Annotated in this window: 16 protein-coding genes; 8 read left to right on the top strand and 8 right to left on the bottom strand. The window is 74.1% G+C overall.

What is annotated here, in order from left to right; all coding sequences use genetic code 11:
* Positions 1–16: 16 nt before the first annotated feature.
* A complete protein-coding gene (locus ABD990_RS21345; protein ID WP_345382448.1) occupies positions 17–739 on the top strand; it encodes an alpha/beta fold hydrolase in 723 nt (240 codons plus the stop codon).
* A gap of 48 nt (positions 740–787) precedes the next feature.
* On the opposite strand, the gene ABD990_RS21340 is transcribed toward ABD990_RS21345, so the two are convergent.
* Genes ABD990_RS21340 through ABD990_RS21325 form a run of 4 tightly spaced genes read right to left on the bottom strand, consistent with a single transcriptional unit; the run spans position 788 to position 5,048 of the window.
* Complete coding sequence (locus tag ABD990_RS21340) at positions 788–1,462, bottom strand: DUF4190 domain-containing protein (RefSeq protein WP_345382446.1); 675 nt, start codon at positions 1,460–1,462, stop codon at positions 788–790.
* Positions 1,463–1,520: 58 nt separating this feature from the next.
* Positions 1,521–2,333, bottom strand: a complete 813-nt coding sequence (locus ABD990_RS21335) for a MaoC/PaaZ C-terminal domain-containing protein (RefSeq protein ID WP_345382643.1) — start codon at positions 2,331–2,333, stop codon at positions 1,521–1,523.
* On the bottom strand, positions 2,333–3,694 hold the full coding sequence (locus ABD990_RS21330) for a 3-oxoacyl-ACP reductase (protein WP_345382444.1): 1,362 nt from the start codon (positions 3,692–3,694) through the stop codon (positions 2,333–2,335). The genes ABD990_RS21335 and ABD990_RS21330 overlap by 1 nt, the downstream gene beginning before the upstream one ends.
* 46 nt (positions 3,695–3,740) lie before the next feature.
* Positions 3,741–5,048 carry an acetyl-CoA C-acetyltransferase gene (locus ABD990_RS21325; protein WP_345382442.1) on the bottom strand — a complete coding sequence of 436 codons (1,308 nt, stop codon included), beginning with the start codon at positions 5,046–5,048 and terminating at the stop codon, positions 3,741–3,743.
* A gap of 90 nt (positions 5,049–5,138) precedes the next feature.
* Here ABD990_RS21325 and ABD990_RS21320 point away from each other — a divergent pair, with 90 nt between their 5' ends.
* From ABD990_RS21320 to ABD990_RS21305, 4 genes are all read left to right on the top strand, one after another.
* Positions 5,139–5,906 carry a TetR family transcriptional regulator gene (locus tag ABD990_RS21320; RefSeq protein ID WP_345382440.1) on the top strand — a complete coding sequence of 256 codons (768 nt, stop codon included), beginning with the start codon at positions 5,139–5,141 and terminating at the stop codon, positions 5,904–5,906.
* Positions 5,903–7,837, top strand: a complete 1,935-nt coding sequence (locus ABD990_RS21315) for an acyl-CoA dehydrogenase family protein (protein WP_345382438.1) — start codon at positions 5,903–5,905, stop codon at positions 7,835–7,837. Before ABD990_RS21320 ends, ABD990_RS21315 begins: the two co-directional genes overlap by 4 nt.
* A gap of 146 nt (positions 7,838–7,983) precedes the next feature.
* Entirely contained in the window at positions 7,984–8,952 is a 969-nt protein-coding gene (locus tag ABD990_RS21310; RefSeq protein WP_345382436.1) for a glycoside hydrolase family 18 protein, read from the top strand.
* Positions 8,949–9,929, top strand: coding sequence for a hypothetical protein (locus ABD990_RS21305; RefSeq protein ID WP_345382434.1), 981 nt, complete (start codon positions 8,949–8,951; stop codon positions 9,927–9,929). Before ABD990_RS21310 ends, ABD990_RS21305 begins: the two co-directional genes overlap by 4 nt.
* A 186-nt stretch (positions 9,930–10,115) precedes the next feature.
* Here ABD990_RS21305 and ABD990_RS21300 read toward each other — a convergent pair whose 3' ends face one another.
* Positions 10,116–10,469, bottom strand: coding sequence for a tetratricopeptide repeat protein (locus ABD990_RS21300; RefSeq protein ID WP_345382432.1), 354 nt, complete (start codon positions 10,467–10,469; stop codon positions 10,116–10,118).
* Between the two features lie 696 nt (positions 10,470–11,165).
* Here ABD990_RS21300 and ABD990_RS21295 point away from each other — a divergent pair.
* Positions 11,166–11,804, top strand: coding sequence for an HAD-IA family hydrolase (locus tag ABD990_RS21295; protein WP_345382430.1), 639 nt, complete (start codon positions 11,166–11,168; stop codon positions 11,802–11,804).
* A 117-nt stretch (positions 11,805–11,921) separates the two neighbouring features.
* On the opposite strand, the gene ABD990_RS21290 is transcribed toward ABD990_RS21295, so the two are convergent.
* The 3 genes from ABD990_RS21290 to map all read right to left on the bottom strand — a co-directional run bounded on the left by ABD990_RS21290 (position 11,922) and on the right by map (position 16,290).
* Complete coding sequence (locus tag ABD990_RS21290) at positions 11,922–13,460, bottom strand: acyl-CoA synthetase (RefSeq protein ID WP_345382428.1); 1,539 nt, start codon at positions 13,458–13,460, stop codon at positions 11,922–11,924.
* A 78-nt stretch (positions 13,461–13,538) separates the two neighbouring features.
* Complete coding sequence (locus ABD990_RS21285) at positions 13,539–15,146, bottom strand: acyl-CoA synthetase (RefSeq protein ID WP_345382426.1); 1,608 nt, start codon at positions 15,144–15,146, stop codon at positions 13,539–13,541.
* A gap of 376 nt (positions 15,147–15,522) precedes the next feature.
* Entirely contained in the window at positions 15,523–16,290 is a 768-nt protein-coding gene (map, locus tag ABD990_RS21280; protein WP_345382424.1) for a type I methionyl aminopeptidase, read from the bottom strand.
* A 32-nt stretch (positions 16,291–16,322) separates the two neighbouring features.
* On the opposite strand from map, the gene ABD990_RS21275 reads away from it, so the two are divergent.
* Complete coding sequence (locus ABD990_RS21275) at positions 16,323–16,589, top strand: helix-turn-helix domain-containing protein (RefSeq protein WP_345382422.1); 267 nt, start codon at positions 16,323–16,325, stop codon at positions 16,587–16,589.
* 17 nt (positions 16,590–16,606) lie between these two features.
* Positions 16,607–17,059: a hypothetical protein gene (locus ABD990_RS21270; protein ID WP_345382421.1), complete on the top strand. Its 453-nt coding sequence runs from the start codon at positions 16,607–16,609 to the stop codon at positions 17,057–17,059.
* Positions 17,060–17,286 lie beyond the last annotated feature (227 nt).

Raw genomic sequence — 17,286 nt, 5'->3', positions numbered from 1 at the left:
GGCCATGCTGGGGGACATGACGGAGCTGGAGGTACGGCGCGGGGGTACCCGCGGCCCTGCGGTGCTGCTGCTGCACGGGCTGGGCGCGACGGCGCGGGTGTGGGACGGGCTGGCCGACGCGCTCGGCGACCGGACCTGGATCGCCCCGGACCTGCCCGGTCACGGCCGTTCCGCGCCGCTGCCGGAGTACACGTTCGCGGCGGTCGCGGAGGCGGTCGCCCCGCTCGTCGACCCGGCGGGCACGGTCGTGCTCGGGCACTCGTTCGGCGGAGTGGTCGCGCTGTACCTCGCCGCCCGCCCGGGCGTGCGGTCCGTGGTCGGGCTGGGCATCAAGGTGGCGTGGACGGCCGACGAGCTGGCCCGCGCGGCCGCGCTCGCCGCCCGCGCCCCGGCGGAGTTCGGCACCCGCGAGGAGGCCGTGGCCCGGCACCTGCGGGTCGCCGGGCTCGACGGCCTGGTCGATCCGGTCGATCCCGCGCTCGACGGCGCGGTGACCCGGACCGGGGCCGGCTGGCGCACCGCCCTCGACCCGAAGGCCTTCGGCGTGGGCGACCCGCAGGTCGCCGGCCTGCTGACCGCGGCGTCCGTCCCGGTCGTGCTGGCCCGGGGCGAGCACGACCCCATGGTCACGGCGGACCAGCTGGCCGCGCTCGTCCCGAACCCCGTCGACCTCCCGGGCCTCGGGCACAACGCGCACGTCGAGGCTCCGGAGGCGCTCCTGCCCCTGCTCGAGGCCTGAACGACGCCGATGCCGCCCGGCGGAGGCCGGGCGGCATCGGGTGAGAGGTCAGGAGGGCAGGCGGCAGGCGTTCATCTTGTCGAGGTCGGTGCCGGCGTCCTGCAGGCACTGGTTGTAGGCGGTCAGCTCGTCCGAGCTCTGCTGCAGGTCCTCCGACAGCTGGTTCACCGCGGTGAAGAAGATCGACGCGCCGATGATCGCCATCACCAGCGAGGCCAGCCCCGCTCCCAGACCGGCCCACGTCAGCCCGCGGGAGGCTTCGCCCCGCTTCGCCCGGCCGAGCGAGGCCAGGGCGAGCGGGATCGCGACGACCGCGAGCGTGCCGGCAATCCAGAACAGCAGCGGGACCAGCCCGAACAGCACGCCGACGATGCCGCAGATCAATGCCGCGAGCGCGAGCCCGTTGCGGTGTGCCGGAGCCGGGGCCCGCGGTGCGTCGTACTGCGGGCCCGGCGCGAACTGCTGTGGCACGGCACCCGGACCGGGCTGCGGCGGGGCGACCGGGCCGCCCGGCGGGGCCCAGCCTGGCCCCTGCGAACCCCAGCCCGGAGCCTGCGCGCTCCAGTGCGGCGTGCCCTGGGACGTCCACTGCGGCGGCGGTCCGCCCTGCGGTCCGGCGTGCCGGTCGCGCGGGTCCTGTGGCGGAGTCTGTCCCTGGAAGTCGAACGGCGCCGGGGTCCGGGGGTCGTGGTGGCCGGAGTGCGGCCCGTTCTGCGTGGTCACGCTCACCCCCCATCGCCGCCCTTGACCCGCCCATTACCGGCGTCACCCGGACGAGTGGTCAGCGCACCGTGCCCACCATGTGCACCGCACTCCTCCTGTTGCGGACGGCCAGGTCCCAGCCCTCCTTGGCCTGCTCGGTCACCAGCTCCACCGTGGAGGGCAGGAGCACCGGCTTGCGGAACCCGACCTCGTAGGTCGCGACCTCCGGCACCCGGCCCTGCAGCGCGGCGAGGGCCCGCGCGGCCGTCCACATCCCGTGGGCGATCGCCCTCGGGAACCCGAAGGCCTTCGCCGTGAGCGGGTTCAGGTGGATCGGGTTCACGTCCCCGCTCACCGCGGCGTACCGCCGCCCGGTGTCCGCGGGCACCCGCCACACCGCGGCGGCCGGCCCGTCGACCTCGGGCAGGTCCGGCAGCTCGCCGGCGAGCCCGGTCGGCGCCTGCGCGCCGCGGGCCAGGTAGGTGCTGCGCCCGTCCCAGACCCGGCCGCCGTCGACCGACACCTCGGACACCAGGTCCACCTGCGCCCCGCGGGGGTGCGCGGCGAACCGCTCGGCCCGGACCCGGACGTCGAGCCGCTCGCCGAGTCCGATCGCCCGGTGCACCGTGATCCGGTTCGCGACGTGCACGAGGCCCGGCAACGGCAGCGGGAAGGACCGCGCGGCCATCAGTTCGATCTGCAGCGGGAAGGTCAGAACGTGCGGGAAGGTGAGCGGCAGCGCGTCCCCCAGCGGGAACCCGCACACTCGCGCATAGTCCGCGAGGTGCCCGAGCTCCGGCGTGACCGACCGCTCGAGCACGGTGTCCGGCAAGGAACGTGCCCGGCCGGGCAGGACCGCGCCGACCGCCGCCTTCGCGTAGAGGCCGATCATCACGCCCCCAGCATCGACTGGCCGCACACCCGCACGACCTGCCCGTTCACCCCGCCGGAGTCCGCCCGGCCGAGCCAGCCGATCGTCTCGGCGACGTCGACCGGCAGCCCGCCCTGGCGCAGCGAGTTGACCCGCCGGCCGGCCTCGCGGGTGCCGATCGGCATCGCCGCGGTCATCTCGGTCTCGATGAAGCCGGGCGCGACCGCGTTGATCGTCACCCCCTTCTCGGCCACGACGGGGGCGAGCGCACGGACCATGCCGATGATCCCGGCCTTGGACGCCACGTAGTTCGCCTGCCCGCGGTTGCCCCCGATGCCGCTCTGCGAGGACACGCAGACGATCCGCGAGCCGTCCTGCAGCAGGGTGCCGTCCGCGAGCAGCGCCTCGGTGATCCGCAGCTGGGCGCGCAGGTTGACGTTCAGGACCGCGTTCCACCGGTCCGGGTCCATGTTGGCCAGCAGCTTGTCCCGGGTGATGCCGGCGTTGTGCACCAGCAGGTCCACCCGGCCGTGCCGCTGCGTCAGGTGCGCGATCAGCCGCTCCGGGGCGTCGACGGCGGTGATGTCGAGCTGCAGCGCCGTGCCGCCGGTGCGGTTGGCGACCTTCGCGAGGTTCTCCCCGGCCGCCGGGATGTCGACCACGACGAGCGTGGCCCCGTCCCGCGCGAGGGTGTCCGCGATCGCCGCGCCGATGCCCCGGGCCGCCCCCGTGACCACGGCGACCCGACCGGCCAGGGGCTTCTCCGGCAGCGTCGGGCTGTCCATCGCGGCCGGGTCCTGCGGCGACCCGACCGGCGCACCGATCCGCACGACCTGCCCGTCGACGTACGCGGAGCGGGCGGACAGGAAGAACCGGACCGAGCTGTCGACCGCCGCCGGCGGCGCGTCGGCCGCCACGACCAGCAGGTTCGCGGTCGCGCCGGCGCGCAGCTCCTTGGCGATGGTGCGGACCAGGCCGTCGAGGGCCTGGGCGGTGGCGGCGGCCTCGATGGATGCCGCCGCTGCCTCCGCGGGCTCCGGGCCGAGCAGCAGCAGCCGCCCCGACGGAGCCAGCTTCCGCACGGCCGGGGTGAGGATCGCGCGGGCCGCGGCGAGGTCGTCGAGCGTGACGGCCGCCGTCAGGTCGACGACGACCGCGGCGAGCTTCTGGTCCCCCACCTCGTCGACCGCCTGCTGGCCGGACTCCTCGACCAGCGCCCTGATCGGCTTGGCGAAGCGGCCGGCGCCGACGGACGTGACCAGCGCGGGCCCGGGCAGCAGCGCCTGGCCGGGCTCGTAGCGGCGCAGCAGCGGTACCCGCGGGACCCCGAGCCGGCCGGCGAGGGCGGTGTTGGAGAGGTCCCGGAAACGGTCGGTGCTCATGTCTCCTCCGCGGGAGAGAGTGCTGTGCTGGTCGGAGCGGTGCTCATCACGCCGCCTCGAGGATCGCGACGACGCCCTGGCCGCCGGCCGCGCAGATCGAGATCAGCCCGCGGGCCTTCCTGCCGTCCTGGCCGGTGCCCTTCTCGTGCAGCAGCTTCGCCAGGGTGGCGACGATCCGGCCGCCGGTCGCGGCGAACGGGTGCCCCGCGGCGAGCGACGAGCCCGTGACGTTGAGCCTCGACCGGTCGATCGAACCGAGCGGGGCGTCGAGGCCGAGCCGGTCCTTGGCGAACTCGACGTCCTCCCACGCCTTGAGGGTGGCGAGCACCGTGGAGGCGAAGGCCTCGTGGATCTCGTAGAAGTCGAAGTCCTGCAGGGTGAGGCCGTTGCGCTCGAGCAGCCGCGGCACGGCGTACACCGGCGCGGTGAGCAGCCCGTCGCGGCCGTGCACGTAGTCCACGGCGGCGGTCTCGGCGTCGACGAAATGGGCCAGGACCGGCAGCTTGCGCTCGGCCGCCCACTCGTCCGTGCCGAGCAGGGCGAGCGCGGCGCCGTCCGTCAACGGGGTCGAGTTCCCCGCGGTCATGCTGGCCTCGTCGCCGAACTGCTTCCCGAAGACCGGCTTCAGCTTCGCCAGCTTCTCGACCGACGAGTCCGGGCGCAGGTTGTCGTCGCGGGTCAGACCCAGGTAGGGGGTGACGAGGTCGTCGAAGAAGCCGCGCTCGTACGCGGCGGCGAGGTTGCGGTGGCTGGCGGCGGCCAGCTCGTCCTGCGCCTCCCGGGAGACGCCCCACTCCTTCGCGGTGATCGCCGCGTGCTCGCCCATCGACAGCCCGGTGCGCGGCTCGGAGTTGCGCGGGATGTCCGGCACGATCTGCCCCGGCCGGAGCTTCGCCAGCAGCTTCAGGCGCTGCTGCACCGTCCTCGCGCCGTTGAGGGCGACGAGCACCTTGCGCAGGTCCTCGTTGACGGCGACCGGCGCGTCGCTCGCGGTGTCCACCCCGCCAGCGACGCCGCTCTCGATCTGCCCCAGCGCGATCTTGTTCGCCACCAGGATCGCGGCCTCGAGGCCGGTCCCGCAGGCCTGCTGGACGTCGTAGGCCGGGGTGGACGGGGCGAGCCGCGAGCCGAGCACCGCCTCACGGGTGAGGTTGAAGTCCCGCGAGTGCTTGAGCACCGCACCGGCGACCACCTCGCCCAGCCGCTCGCCGGCCAGCCCGTGGCGGGCGACCAGCCCGTCGAGCGTGGTGGTGAGCATGTCCAGGTTCGACGCACGGGCGTAGCGCCCGTTGGCGCGCGCGAACGGGATCCGGTTGCCCCCGATGACGGCGGCGCGCCGCGGTGTGGACGGCATGGCGTTCCCTTCTCGAGCGGATGGGCCCTGCGGTGTCACGGTATTACCCGCGAGTAGCCAGAACCCAGGGTACCCGGTACCGTCGGTTCCATGAAGTCGGAGGCGGAGCTCGCGGAGCCGACCCTCGACCCGGTTCGTGACCGGCGCGACTCCCGGTGGGACGCCCACCGCGAGCAGCGCCGCGCCGAGCTCGTCGGTACCACCGTCGCGGCCATCCGGCAGCACGGGGCGGGCGTGGGCATGGACGAGATCGCCGCCGCCGCGGGCACCTCGAAGACCGCGGTCTACCGGCACTTCCGCGACCGCGCGGGGCTGTACACGGCGGTGTGCGGCGCGGTCGCGCGCGTGCTCACGGGCCAGATCCGGCGCGCGACCGACCAGGCGCTGGCCGAGGGCGCGGGCGCGCACGCCGCCGTCGCCGCGGGCATCGACGCCTACCTGAGGCTGATCGAGTCCGACCGCGAGGTGTACCGGTTCGTGGTACAGCGCCCCCTGCTCGGCGCCTCCGTCGCCGGCGCCGATCCGGTCACCGACCTCGTGACGGTGATCGGCGACCAGGTGGCCGAGGTGATCGAGAGCCGGCTGCCCGGCGCGCCCGCGGCGCGCATCTGGGGGCACGCCGTCGTCGGCATGGTCCGCGGGGCCGCGGACGACTGGCTCGCCCGCCCGACCGGCACCACGCGGGACGAGCTCACCGCCCGACTCACCGACCTCGCCTGGACCGGTCTCGCCGGCCTGGCGACCACACCGAGCGACGCTCGCGGAGCGAGCACCGACACCAGCGGAGCTCGCGGGGCGAGCACCGACACCAGCGCGGCGCGCGACGCGCGCACCACTACCGCAGGAGGCACCGCATGACCCCGTCCGTGGACGCGCTCCGCTCCACCCTCGACGGCCGCTGGGCGGACGTCCGGAGCTCGGTCCGGGAGCAGATGGCCCGGTTCCGTCCGGTCGACCCCGGCCTGTCGGTCGAGGAGTACCGCGCGAAGGTGCTCGAGCTGGTGCACGAGCTCGCCGAGACGGGCCAGCCGCACACCGGGTTCTCCCCGGAGTACGGCGGCAAGGGCGACGTCGGCGGCGTCGTCACCGCCTTCCAGGCGCTCGGCTACGGCGACCTGTCGCTGCTGGTCAAGGCCGGTGTCCAGTGGGGCCTGTTCGGCGGGGCCGTGCAGGTGCTGGGCACCGAGCGGCACCACGAGCGCTACCTGCGTCGGATCATGGACGGCGAGCTGCTCGGCTGCTTCGCGATGACCGAGACGGGCCACGGCTCGGACGTCCAGCACCTGCGCACCTCGGCCACCTACGACCCGGTCGCCGAGGAGTTCGTGATCGACACCCCGGAGCCGGGGGCGCGCAAGGACTACATCGGCAACGCCGCGCGGGACGGCCGGATGGCGGTCGTGTTCGCCCAGCTCGTCACCCGGGGCGAGAGCCACGGGGTGCACGCCTTCCTGGTCCCGATCCGGGACGACGGCGGGGCCGCGATGCCCGGCGTCGAGATCGGCGACTGCGGGCACAAGGCCGGGCTCAACGGCGTCGACAACGGGCGGCTGACCTTCCGCTCGGTCCGCGTGCCGCGCGAGGCCCTGCTCAACCGGTTCGCCGACGTCTCGCCGGACGGCACCTACTCCAGCTCGATCGAGAACGAGGGCCGCCGCTTCTTTACCATGCTCGGCACGCTGGTCCGCGGAAGGATCAGCGTCGCGGGCGGGGCCGGCAGCGCTGCGCAGAAGGCGCTCGCCCTCGCGATCCGCTACGGCGAGCGCCGCCGGCAGTTCGCCGACCCGGGTACCGGGGAGGAGACGGCGATCCTCGACTACCGCGCCCACCAGCGGAAGCTGCTGCCCGCCCTGGCCACCACCTACGCGCTGCAGTTCGCGCAGGACGACCTCGTCGCGGAGATGCACCGTCTCCAGGCGCCGGGGGCCGAGCCGGACGAGAAGGCGCAGCGGGACCTGGAGAGCCGGGCCGCGGGCGTCAAGGCGATCGGCACCTGGCACGCCACGCACACCATCCAGACCTGCCGCGAGGCGTGCGGCGGCGCGGGCTACCTGTCGGAGAACCTGCTGCCGCAGCTCAAGGCGGACACGGACGTCTTCACCACGTTCGAGGGCGACAACACCGTCCTGCTCCAGCTGCTCGCGAAGAACCTGCTGTCGGACTACGGCAGGAGCGTGCAGAAGCTCTCGCCGCTCGGGCTGGCCCGGTTCGTCGGCGCCCAGGCGCTCGACGCGGCGGCGGAGCGGACGGGCGTCAACAAGCTGCCGCGCCGGCTCCCGGGCCGCGGGTTCCGCCCGCGGGACCGCGCCGAGCAGCGCCGGCTGCTCGCGGACCGGGCCGAGCACCTGCTCGCGGGCGTCGCGCGCCGGCTGCGCCCGGCGCTGAAGAAGGGCGCCGACCAGTTCGCGATCTTCAACGCCGCGCAGGACCACCTGCTCGACGCCGCCCGTGCGCACGTCGACCTCGTGGTGTTCGACGCGTTCGTCGCCGGGATCGAGCGGGCCGCCGACCCGTCCGTGCAGGCCCTGCTCGAGACGGTGTGCGACCTGCACGCGCTCGCCATGATCGAGCGGTACCGGGCCTGGTACCTCGAGCACGGCCGGCTCACGGCGGCCGAGACCCGCGCCGTCGTCGCCGCCGTCAACGACCTGTGCGCCGAGCTGCGCCCGCACGCGCGCCTGCTGGTCGACGCCTTCGGCATCCCCGAGGGCTGGATCGCCTGCCCGCTGCTGGAGGACCCGGCGGCGGAGAGCGGGGCCACGGCGACCGTGCCCGAGATGGTGGGCTGATCCTCACACGTCGTTCGGCGCCGTAACGGTCGGCGTCACTCTTTCGATGGACGGGTGCGCGACGGTTGCGCCCGCGCGGCTCCCCGAGGCCGCGTGACGTAGCCGTCGCCCGCTCCCTGTTGGTCCATCCGGTGGAGGACGCGCCGATGCGGCGATCCCGTGTGCGCCCGGTCGCGCTGCTCGCGCTGCCGTTCGCGCTCGGCGCCGTGCTGCTCGCGTGCGCCGCCCCCGCCGCGGACCCGGTGCCCACGCCGCAGCGCGCGGCCCCCGAGGTGCTGCCGTACGTCGACGTCTCGCTGCGGCCGTCGCCGTTGCCGGACCTGGTCGCGCAGACCGGCGTCCGCTCGGCGGTCCTCGCGTTCGTGCTCTCCGCCGACGGCAGCTGCACGCCCTCGTGGGGTGGTCAGACGCCGATCACCGACCCGGCCGTGGTCGAGGCGGCGCGGTCGCTGGAGCAGGTCACCGTCGCCACCGGCGGCGCGACCGGCACCTACCTCGAGAACGCCTGCCCCGACGCCGAGTCGCTGGCCGGGGCGTACCGCACCGCCCTCGCGTCCGTCGGGGCCACCCGGCTCGACGTCGACGTGGAGACCGGGATCGACGCCACGAAGGTCGCGGGCGCGCTCGCGCTGCTCGACGGCGTCGACGTCACGCTGACCCTGCCGGTGCAGGACGCCGCGCACGGCCTGACCGCCGACGCGCTGGAGCTGGTGCGCACGGTCGACGCGCACGGCGTCGACGCCCGGGTCAACGCGATGGTCATGAACTTCCCCGACGAGGGCGACTGGTCGGGAGCGGTGCTCCGGGCCACGGACACGATCGTCGGGCAGCTGGACCGCGACCCGTCGCGGATCGGCGTCACCCTCATGCTCGGCCGGAACGACACGGGTCCGGTCACCACCCTCGCCGACGCCGCCGGCGTCGCCGGGGTCGCCCGGGACCGCGGCATCGGCGCCGTCGGCCTGTGGTCCGTGGGACGCGACAACGGCGACTGCCCCGGCAACGCCACCGCGTCCTACGCGTGCAGCGGGATCGCACAGACCCGCTTCGCCTTCACCCGGACCGTCCGCGACGTGAGCGCGGGCCTCGCTCCCCCGGAGGACGTGACCCCATGATCGACGACGAGACCCGCGCCCTGCGGTCCGTCCCGGTTCCCCGTCGCCCCCTCGACGACGTGGACCTGGACGACGCGCCCCTCGGCTCGCCGGCCCCGCCGCTGGACCCGTCCCGTGGAGTGCCCGGGGCCCGGGACGCGACGCGGATGTCCGGTCCGCAGGAGTGGGACGCGACCCGGGTATCGGGTGCTCCGGGGTGGGACGCGACGCAGGTGTCCGGATCGCCGGCATGGGACGCAACCTCCGGAGCGCCTGCATGGGACGCGACGCAGGTGTCCGGATCGCCGGCATGGGACGCGACCCGGGTGTCCGCGGGACCGGCGGACTGGGACGCGACGACCGTGTCCGGCGCGCCGGCCGACCCCGACGCCACTGCCCTCGCCGGCATGCCCGCCATCGAGGCCACGACGGCGATCTCGGCCCGACGTCGGGCGGAGTTGGCGGCGGAGTCGCCGGTCGACGCCACGGCCGCCATCGCGTCCGTCCGGCCGGTCTTCGTCGACGAACGCGGCCGCCGCACCCGCGGCATCAAGTTCGGCGTCTACAGCGTGGTCGCGGTGTGCATCGTGTTCCTCGCGGTGGTCGGGATCAGCCTCGCCGCCGGCAACCGCGGCCCGCTGATGGAGATCCCGCTGCTCGGTGGCGGCAGCCCGGCCGAGGCCAGCGACACGGTGGAGACGGACGAGATCGCCCCGCCCCCGGACCCGGTGGCCGAGGCGCCCGCGACCACCACCGCCGCCAGGCCCGTCGCCACGACCACCCGCGCCCCCGCCGCCCCGGTCGCCACAGTGCCGCCGGCGGTCACGACCACCGCCCCGCCCCCCACCACGACGGCCGAGCCCGCCCCGACCACCCCGGCGCCCACCACGACCCGCACCCGCCCGACGCGGACGCAGGACACCGAGGGCAGCAGCGGTACCAACCCCGACAGCTCTGGGCCGAACCTCAACCCGGTCGCAGCTCCCACCAGCCCGTGAGCGAACGGCGCGCTCGCTCACACCTACTGAGCGAAAGTGCCGCTCGCTCCACGGTCGGCCGGGTCGCACCGCCACCGCCGGCTCGCTCGATCGCGGGCGTCCGCTTGCCCCTCCGCTACCGAGAACACGAACGGCGCTCTCGTTCACATCAGTGAGCGAGAGCGCCGTTCGTTCAGCGCGGGACGATCAGTGCGCGACGCGCGCGGCGCAGGCGTCCCGGTCCCCGGCGTAGGCGGGGTCCTGGGCGGCGGCCAGCCGCAGGTGCGGCAGGGCGTCGGCGTGCCGGCTCTGCCGCTGCAGCGTGCGCCCCAACAGGTACCGGGCGTACGGGTCACTCGGCGCGAGCTCGACGGCCCGGGTCAGCGTCTCCTCGGCCCGGCGCAGCTGCGCGGACCGGTAGTACGCCCGTCCGAGCAGCAGGGCACCGGCCGCGGTGTCGCGCAGCTCGTCGACCAGCGGCGCCAGCAGCTCGAGCGCCTCCAGTGGGCGACCCGCCTCGAGGCTCCCCTCGGCCAGCCGGTAGATCAGTGCGTTCTCCATCGCAGCCTCCCTTCACGTCCCCCAACCGCATACCCCCTCCCCCTATTCCACCCGCTCCTTCAGGGTCGCCGCACACCCGCTCCGGCCGCCATCACCCGCAGCCGCACACCCTCTCCGCCCCGGCACACCCGAAGCTGCGCGGCACAACGTCCCGAACGTGCTCCCACACCCCGAACGCTCGCTTCACACCCCGTCGACGGCGAGCGCCACGCTCTTCCAGGTGTGCGCGCCCGGCCGGGCCGAGGCCCTCCCGCAACGCCTCCGCGGACCACTTGACCCCGACCGCGCCTCCCACACCCAGATCGGCACGACACAATCCGTCGACACGGTGTGCGGCGAACATCTCGGATGTGTGAGCGGGCCACACGAGGTGTGTCGCGCCCCGCTGGGTGTGCCGCGCCACTGCCGGGTGTGCCGCGCCCGGGTCCCGTGTGCCGCGCCCGTCGATCTCGCCCCGACCCCGGCACGCGTGCCACTGCAAGCGCGCAGGTGATCACTGCTCGCGGTACACGGCAGCAGTGGATGGCCGGCAGGTACCGCACATAGCGATCACCTCGCCGAGCCGGCCGGACCGGGTGCAGTGATCAACACGTCGCGGTACCTGATGGCCGCGCCTGGCCAAGGTCCCGCTGGAGCCGATCACCGTTCCCGCGGCGACGCAGCCACCTGAGCGTCCACCCCGGATACCGTGCGGGCATGGACCTGGACGATCTCCGCGCGGTGCTGTTCGACATGGACGGCACGCTCGTCGACTCCGACGGCGCGGTCGAGCGCGCCTGGCGGACCTGGTCGGCGGAGTACGGCGCGGACCCGGAGGCCGTGCTCGCGGTGGCGCACGGCCGGCCGTCGACGCCCACGGTCCGCGAGGCCCGACCCGACCTCGACGAGACCGGGGTCGCCGCGGCGGCCGCCCGCCAGCTGGAGCTGCAGTACACCGACCTCGACGACGTCCGCGAGATCCCCGGCGCCCGCCGCCTGCTCGGCCTGCTCGACGTCCTCGGTCTGCCCTGGGCGGTCGTGACCAGCGCCGACCGCCGGCTGACGGACGTCCGGCTGCGCGCCGCGGGCATCACGCCGCCGCCGGTCGTCGTGACCAGCGAGGACATCACCGCCGGCAAGCCGGACCCCGAGGGCTACCTGCGCGCGGCGAAGGCGCTCGGCGTCGACCCCGCGGCCTGCCTCGTCGTCGAGGACACCGAACCGGGGCTGGCGGCGGGACGGGCCGCGGGCGCCTGCACGGCCGCGCTGAGGGGCCTGCGCGGCGACCTCTCGCTCACCGGCCTCGACGACCTCGCCGACCTGCTCAGCGAGTGGACGCCACCGCTCCCCGGATGACCCGCTCCGCGAGCGAACCCGCACTGACGGCAACGATCGTGAGTGGCGACGGTCACCCGAGCGACCTGTCCTGAGCACGAGCAAGTCGTCAGAGCGACCGTCGCCACTCACCGAGAATCAGCGATACCTCTCCACGATCCGCCGCTTGACGAGCTTGCCCGTCGGCGTGCGAGGCAGGGAGTCGGTGAAGTCCACGCTGCGCGGGCACTTGTAGTGCGCGATCCGCGACCGGACGAACTCCAGGAGCTCCCGCTCCAGCTCCGGTCCCGGCGTCGCGCCCTCCGCCGCCACCACCACGGCCTTGACCTGCTCGCCCATCTCCTCGTCCGGCACGCCGATCACGCCGACGTCGTGCACCGCGGGGTGGAGGGCGAGCGCGTCCTCGATCTCCTGCGGGTAGATGTTCACGCCACCCGAGATGATCATGAAGGACTTGCGGTCGGTGAGGTAGAGCCAGCCGTCGTCGTCGACGTACCCGATGTCCCCGGTCGTCGCCCACAGCGGGTGGTCGGGGTGCCGGGACTCGGCCGTCTTCGCCGGGTCGCCGTGGTAGGAGAAGGTCTCGATGTCCCGCTCGAAGTAGATCGTGCCGATCTGCCCGGCGGGCAGCTCCGCGCCGTCGTCGCCGCAGATGCGCAGGATCCCGACCTTCGCCTGTCCCACCGACCCGGGGTGCTCCAGCCATTCGGCCGAGCTGATCCGGGTGGCGCCGGGCGACTCGGTGGAGCTGTAGTACTCCTCGAGCACCGGACCCCACCACTCGATCATCTTCCGCTTGACCTCGACCGGGCAGGGCGCCGCCGCGTGCACCGCGACCCGCAGCGAGGACAGGTCGTAGCGGTGCCGGACCTCGTCGGGCAGCTTGAGCATGCGGACGAACATCGTCGGCACCCACTGGCTGTGGGTGATCCGGTGCCGCTCGATGTCGGCGAGCGCCCGCTCGGCGTCGAACCGGTCCGCGATCACCAGCGTGCCGCCGAGGGCGTGCACCATCGCGCCGAACCGCAGCGGCGCCGAGTGGTACTGCGGCGCCGGGGAGTAGTAGACGGAGTCGCGGCCGAAGGCGTAGGCCTCGCCGAAGCCGGTGAGCATCGGGTCGCCGGGCTCGTCGACCTGGCGCTCCGGCAGGTCCCGCTTGATCCCCTTCGGGCGCCCGGTCGTACCGGAGGAGTAGAGCATGTCCATGCCGCAGGGTTGGTCCTCGAGCGGGCCCGGCTGCTGCGCGGCGAGCGCCGCCTCGTAGTCCTCGTGCCCGGGGATCGGGCCGCCGACGGCGAGGCGCAGCTCGACCTTCGGGGTGTCGGCCACGATCTCCTCGGCCATGCCGGACAACGCCGCCGAGACCACCAGAACCCGCGCCTCGCAGTCCGAGACGATGTAGGCGACCTCGGCCGGCGAGAGGTGGCTGTTCACCGCGGTGACGTAGAGCCCGCAGCGCAGCGCCGCCCAGTAGACCTCGAACACCTCCGGGCGGTTCTCCAGCACGAAGGCCACGTGATCGCCGCGGGTCAGCCCCTGCGCGAGGAACACCCGCGCGAGCTGCCCGGAGCGGTCGTCGAGCTCCTTGTAGGTCTGGCGGAGCCCGTCGAGCGGGCCGCCGGACATGATCGTCGCGATGTCGTCCGGCGCCTCCCGCGCCCAGGTCCCGGGGTACACGTCAGCTCACCGTGCCGGCGGCGCCGGCCTGCCCGTCGTTGCGCACCCCTCGTTTCTAGCCTGCTGAACGAACGATCGCTAGACCTCGCTCGCCAGATCCGCGTGCTCCACCCGGAGGTCCTTCTTGAGGATCTTGCCGCTGGGGTTCTTGGGCAGGGCGTCGGCGAACACGACGTACTTGGGCCGCTTGTAGCCGGCGAGCACCTCGCGGGCGTGCGCGTCGACCTGCTCGCGGGTCAGCGTCACGCCCTGCTTGGGCACGACGACCGCGGTCACCGCCTCGATCCAGTGCGGGTGGGAGATGCCGAACACCGCCACCTCGGCCACCCCGTCGAGCAGGTAGAGGGCCTCCTCGACCTCCCGGGAGGCGACGTTCTCCCCACCCGTCTTGATCATGTCCTTCTTCCGGTCGACGACGGCGAGGTAGCCGTTCTCGTCGACCACGCCCAGGTCCCCGGAGTGGAACCAGCCGTTCCGGAAGGCCGCGGCGGTCTTCTCCTCGTCGTTGTAGTAGCCCAGCGCGGCGTGCGGGGAGCGGTGCACGATCTCCCCGACCTCGCCCGGAGCGACCTCGTTGTCGTCGTCGTCGACCACCCGGGTCTCGACGTTGAGCGACGCCCGCCCGGCCGACCCGGCGTGCGGCAGCTGCTCGTCCGGGCGCAGGATCGTGGCCAGCGGGGACATCTCGGTCTGCCCGTAGAAGTTCCAGAACTGCACCTCGGGCAGCCGCCGGGACAGCTCCTTGAGCACCTCCACCGGCATCGCCGAGGCTCCGTAGTAGCCCTTGCGCAGCGACGACAGGTCGCGGGTGTCGAAGTCCGGGTGGCGCAGCAGCGAGATCCACACCGTGGGCGGGCAGAACAGCTTGGTGACCTTCTCCCGCTCGATGGTCTCCAGCAGCCGCGCCGGCTCCGGGCTCGGCAGGATGATCGAGGTCGCGCCCAGGTAGACGTCGACGGAGAAGAAGCAGTCCAGCTGCGCGCAGTGGTACATCGGCAGGGTGTGGACCTCGATGTCGTCCACGCTCATCCCGCCGTCGACCACGCACGACACGTACTGGGTGATCAGCGACTTCGACGAGAGCATCACGCCCTTCGGGCGGGACTCGGTGCCCGAGGTGTACATCAGCCGCAGCGGGTCGTCGTCGGCGACGAGGACCTCGGGGGCCTCCGCGGAGCCGGAGTCGATCCAGCTGTCGACGTCCTCCCAGTCGCCCGTCGGGGCCGCACCGGACAAGGAGATCCAGCCACGCACCCCGTCGGACAGCTCAGCGCTGGCGAGCGCCTTCTCCGCGGTGGGGGCCAGCGCGTCCTCGGTGACCATGCCCTTCGCGCCGGAGTGCCCGAGGATGAACGCGATCTCCTCGGCGTTCAGCATGAAGTTCACCGGGACCAGCACCACGCCGAGCCGGGCGGTGGCGAAGGCCAGCACCGCGAACTGCCAGGAGTTGTGCGACAGCAGCGCCAGCCGGTCGCCCTTGCCCAGCCCCTTGCCGGCCAGGTTGTTCGCGCACCGGTTCACCGCGGCGTCGAACTCGGCGAAGCTCACCCGCCGCTCGCCCGCGACCACCGCGAGCTTGTCCGGGTAACGCAACGCGGTGCGGCGCAACAGGTCGCCGAGCGAGTGCTGACGGGCCCGGGCGATCGCCTCGGCGGTCTGCGGGGTGAACTGTGCGACATCGGACACGGCAGGCATCCTGCACGAACGGTCGCCCGGTCGACCAGACCGAATCCCGGCGGAGCGGTCAGTCGGGGCGACGGCCGGCACTCCACGCACCCGAGCCGGGCGGCGCCGACGACCATCGCGCGCGTGAGGGTCTCGGGGGTGAGGCCCGGAGGCGGCGGACGCGCGGAGCCCGTCGAGCCACCGGGCGGCCGGCCGGGCAGCATCTGGCCGAGCCAGCGGGCCTGGGTCTTGCGAAGGACGTCCGGCTCGCCGGGATCGGCGTGGGCCTGCTGGCCGACGGCATGACCCGCGACCGACCCGCGAGTCGGCATCTCCGGGCGACCGGACCCACATCCCGCGATGTGCGATTCGGTGACCCGGGAGTGCCGGCTCGCGCTCAGGGGAGCGTGAGGATCCGGGGGCCGTTCTCCGTGATCGCGATGGTGTGCTCGGCGTGGGCGGCGCGGCTGCCGTCCGCGGTGCGGATCGTCCAGCCGTCGCGGTCGTGCCGGTAGGCGTCCTTCCCGCCGGCGTGCAGCATCGGCTCGATCGCGATCACGAGTCCCGGGCGCAGCTTCAGCCCGCGTCGGGGCTTGGCCTCGTTGGGCACGTGCGGCTCCTCGTGCATCGACCGGCCGACGCCGTGACCGCCGTGGTCGGCGAGCATCCCGTAGCCGGCGCCGCGCGCGACCTGCCCGATCGCGTGCCCGACGTCGCCCATCTGCGCGCCCGGCTGTGCGGCCGCGATGCCGGCGTCGAGGGCTGCCTCCGTGGTGGCGATGAGCTTCTCGTCCCCCGGGTCCCCGTCCCCGACGACGACGCTGAAGGCGGCGTCGGCGCACCAGCCGTCGAGGTGGACGGCGAAGTCGACGCTGAGCAGGTCCCCCTCGCGCAGCTTCGTGCGCGACGGGATCCCGTGGACCACCGCGTCGTTCACGCTCACGCAGAGCACGCCCGGGTAGGGCCCCGGCGCCCAGCGCGGGTGGTAGCCGCGGAAGCTCGACACGGCCCCCGCCTCGGCGATCATGGCCGAGGCCAGCGCGTCCAGCTCGCTCGGCCGGACACCGGGCGCCGCTCGCTCGCGGACCGCGGCGAGGATGCGGGCGACCACGGACCCGGCGGCGTCGATCGCGTCGATCTCCCCGGGCGTCTTCAGCTCGATCACACTGATAACAATACCGGTATTAGTATGACGACATGGTGCGCGTCCCCCTGACCCCCGAGGACCGCGAGCGCGGCGAGCGGCTGGGCGCCCTGCTGCGCGCCGCCCGGGGCGACCGCAGCATCGGCGACGTCGCGGCGGCAGCCGACATCTCGCCGGAGACGCTGCGCAAGATCGAGACCGGGCGGATCCCCACGCCCGCGTTCTTCACCGTGGCCGCGCTGGCCGCGGAGCTCGGCCTGGGGCTGGATGCGCTGGCCGCCTGCCGCCGCAGCAGCGCCGACGCCTCCCCAGCGGCCTGACGGCGGGCCCGCGAACCATGGCGCACGACCCGGCCGCCCTGCTCGCCCGCGTCCGCAGGGCGGCGAAGGGCACGCCGTACACGGTCACCGGCACCGCCGCGGGGTTCGAACTGGTCGCGGAGGTGAGCAGCCCGCCCGGGGCACGCGGCCGCCGTCGCCGGGAGGTCCTCACGCACCGGGTCGTGCTCGACGCGGCCGGCGGCACCTACCGGGTCACCGACTCGCGGGTCCCGGTGCCCGACGCGCCCGAGGAGCCCGGGGAGCAGCGCTCCCTGCTCGCCGGCTTCGGCCGCCGCCCCGACTCCGTCGAGCAGGCGGGCACCGAGGGCCACCGGATCGTCGACGACGCCGCCGCGAACCTGGGTTGGACGCGGCTGCGGTCGCCGCTCGAGCGGCCGGGCGTGGTGCTCGCCACGCTCCTCGGCTTCTGTGTGCTGCTGGTCATCGTCGTGCTCGTCCTGCTGCTCTGACGGGCGATCTAGACTCGGGGCGGCCGGATCCCCACCGGCCCGCACGCTCGCCGGAGGTTCCCCCGTGTCCACCATTCCCGAAGCCCCTCGTGCCGACGCGCGTGTCGATGCGGAGGAGTCCGGTCTGCGGGTGGGCCGGCCGGCCTCGCACGCGGCGGGGTTGAAGGCGGTGCGGGTGTCGCTGTCTCGGGCGCTGCGCCAGATGGGGCCGGTGAAGTCGGCGCGCA

The organism is Pseudonocardia yuanmonensis, assembly GCF_039542425.1.
Taxonomy (GTDB): Bacteria; Actinomycetota; Actinomycetes; order Mycobacteriales; family Pseudonocardiaceae; genus Pseudonocardia; species Pseudonocardia yuanmonensis.
Note: the sequence above shows the minus strand (reverse complement) of the source record. Positions and strands in the feature narration are given on the sequence as shown.

Excerpts from the sequence above, each read along its gene's own strand:
- ABD990_RS21310 (WP_345382436.1), top strand. The coding sequence starts at position 7,984 with ATGCGGCGATCCCGTGTGCGCCCGGTCGCGCTGCTCGCGCTGCCGTTC.
- ABD990_RS21320 (WP_345382440.1), top strand. The coding sequence starts at position 5,139 with ATGAAGTCGGAGGCGGAGCTCGCGGAGCCGACCCTCGACCCGGTTCGT.
- ABD990_RS21325 (WP_345382442.1), bottom strand. The coding sequence starts at position 5,048 with ATGCCGTCCACACCGCGGCGCGCCGCCGTCATCGGGGGCAACCGGATC.
- ABD990_RS21330 (WP_345382444.1), bottom strand. The coding sequence starts at position 3,694 with ATGAGCACCGACCGTTTCCGGGACCTCTCCAACACCGCCCTCGCCGGC.
- ABD990_RS21315 (WP_345382438.1), top strand. The coding sequence starts at position 5,903 with ATGACCCCGTCCGTGGACGCGCTCCGCTCCACCCTCGACGGCCGCTGG.
- ABD990_RS21305 (WP_345382434.1), top strand. The coding sequence starts at position 8,949 with ATGATCGACGACGAGACCCGCGCCCTGCGGTCCGTCCCGGTTCCCCGT.
- ABD990_RS21300 (WP_345382432.1), bottom strand. The coding sequence starts at position 10,469 with ATGGAGAACGCACTGATCTACCGGCTGGCCGAGGGGAGCCTCGAGGCG.
- ABD990_RS21345 (WP_345382448.1), top strand. The coding sequence starts at position 17 with ATGACGGAGCTGGAGGTACGGCGCGGGGGTACCCGCGGCCCTGCGGTG.
- ABD990_RS21335 (WP_345382643.1), bottom strand. The coding sequence starts at position 2,333 with ATGATCGGCCTCTACGCGAAGGCGGCGGTCGGCGCGGTCCTGCCCGGC.
- ABD990_RS21275 (WP_345382422.1), top strand. The coding sequence starts at position 16,323 with ATGGTGCGCGTCCCCCTGACCCCCGAGGACCGCGAGCGCGGCGAGCGG.
- ABD990_RS21270 (WP_345382421.1), top strand. The coding sequence starts at position 16,607 with ATGGCGCACGACCCGGCCGCCCTGCTCGCCCGCGTCCGCAGGGCGGCG.
- ABD990_RS21295 (WP_345382430.1), top strand. The coding sequence starts at position 11,166 with ATGGACCTGGACGATCTCCGCGCGGTGCTGTTCGACATGGACGGCACG.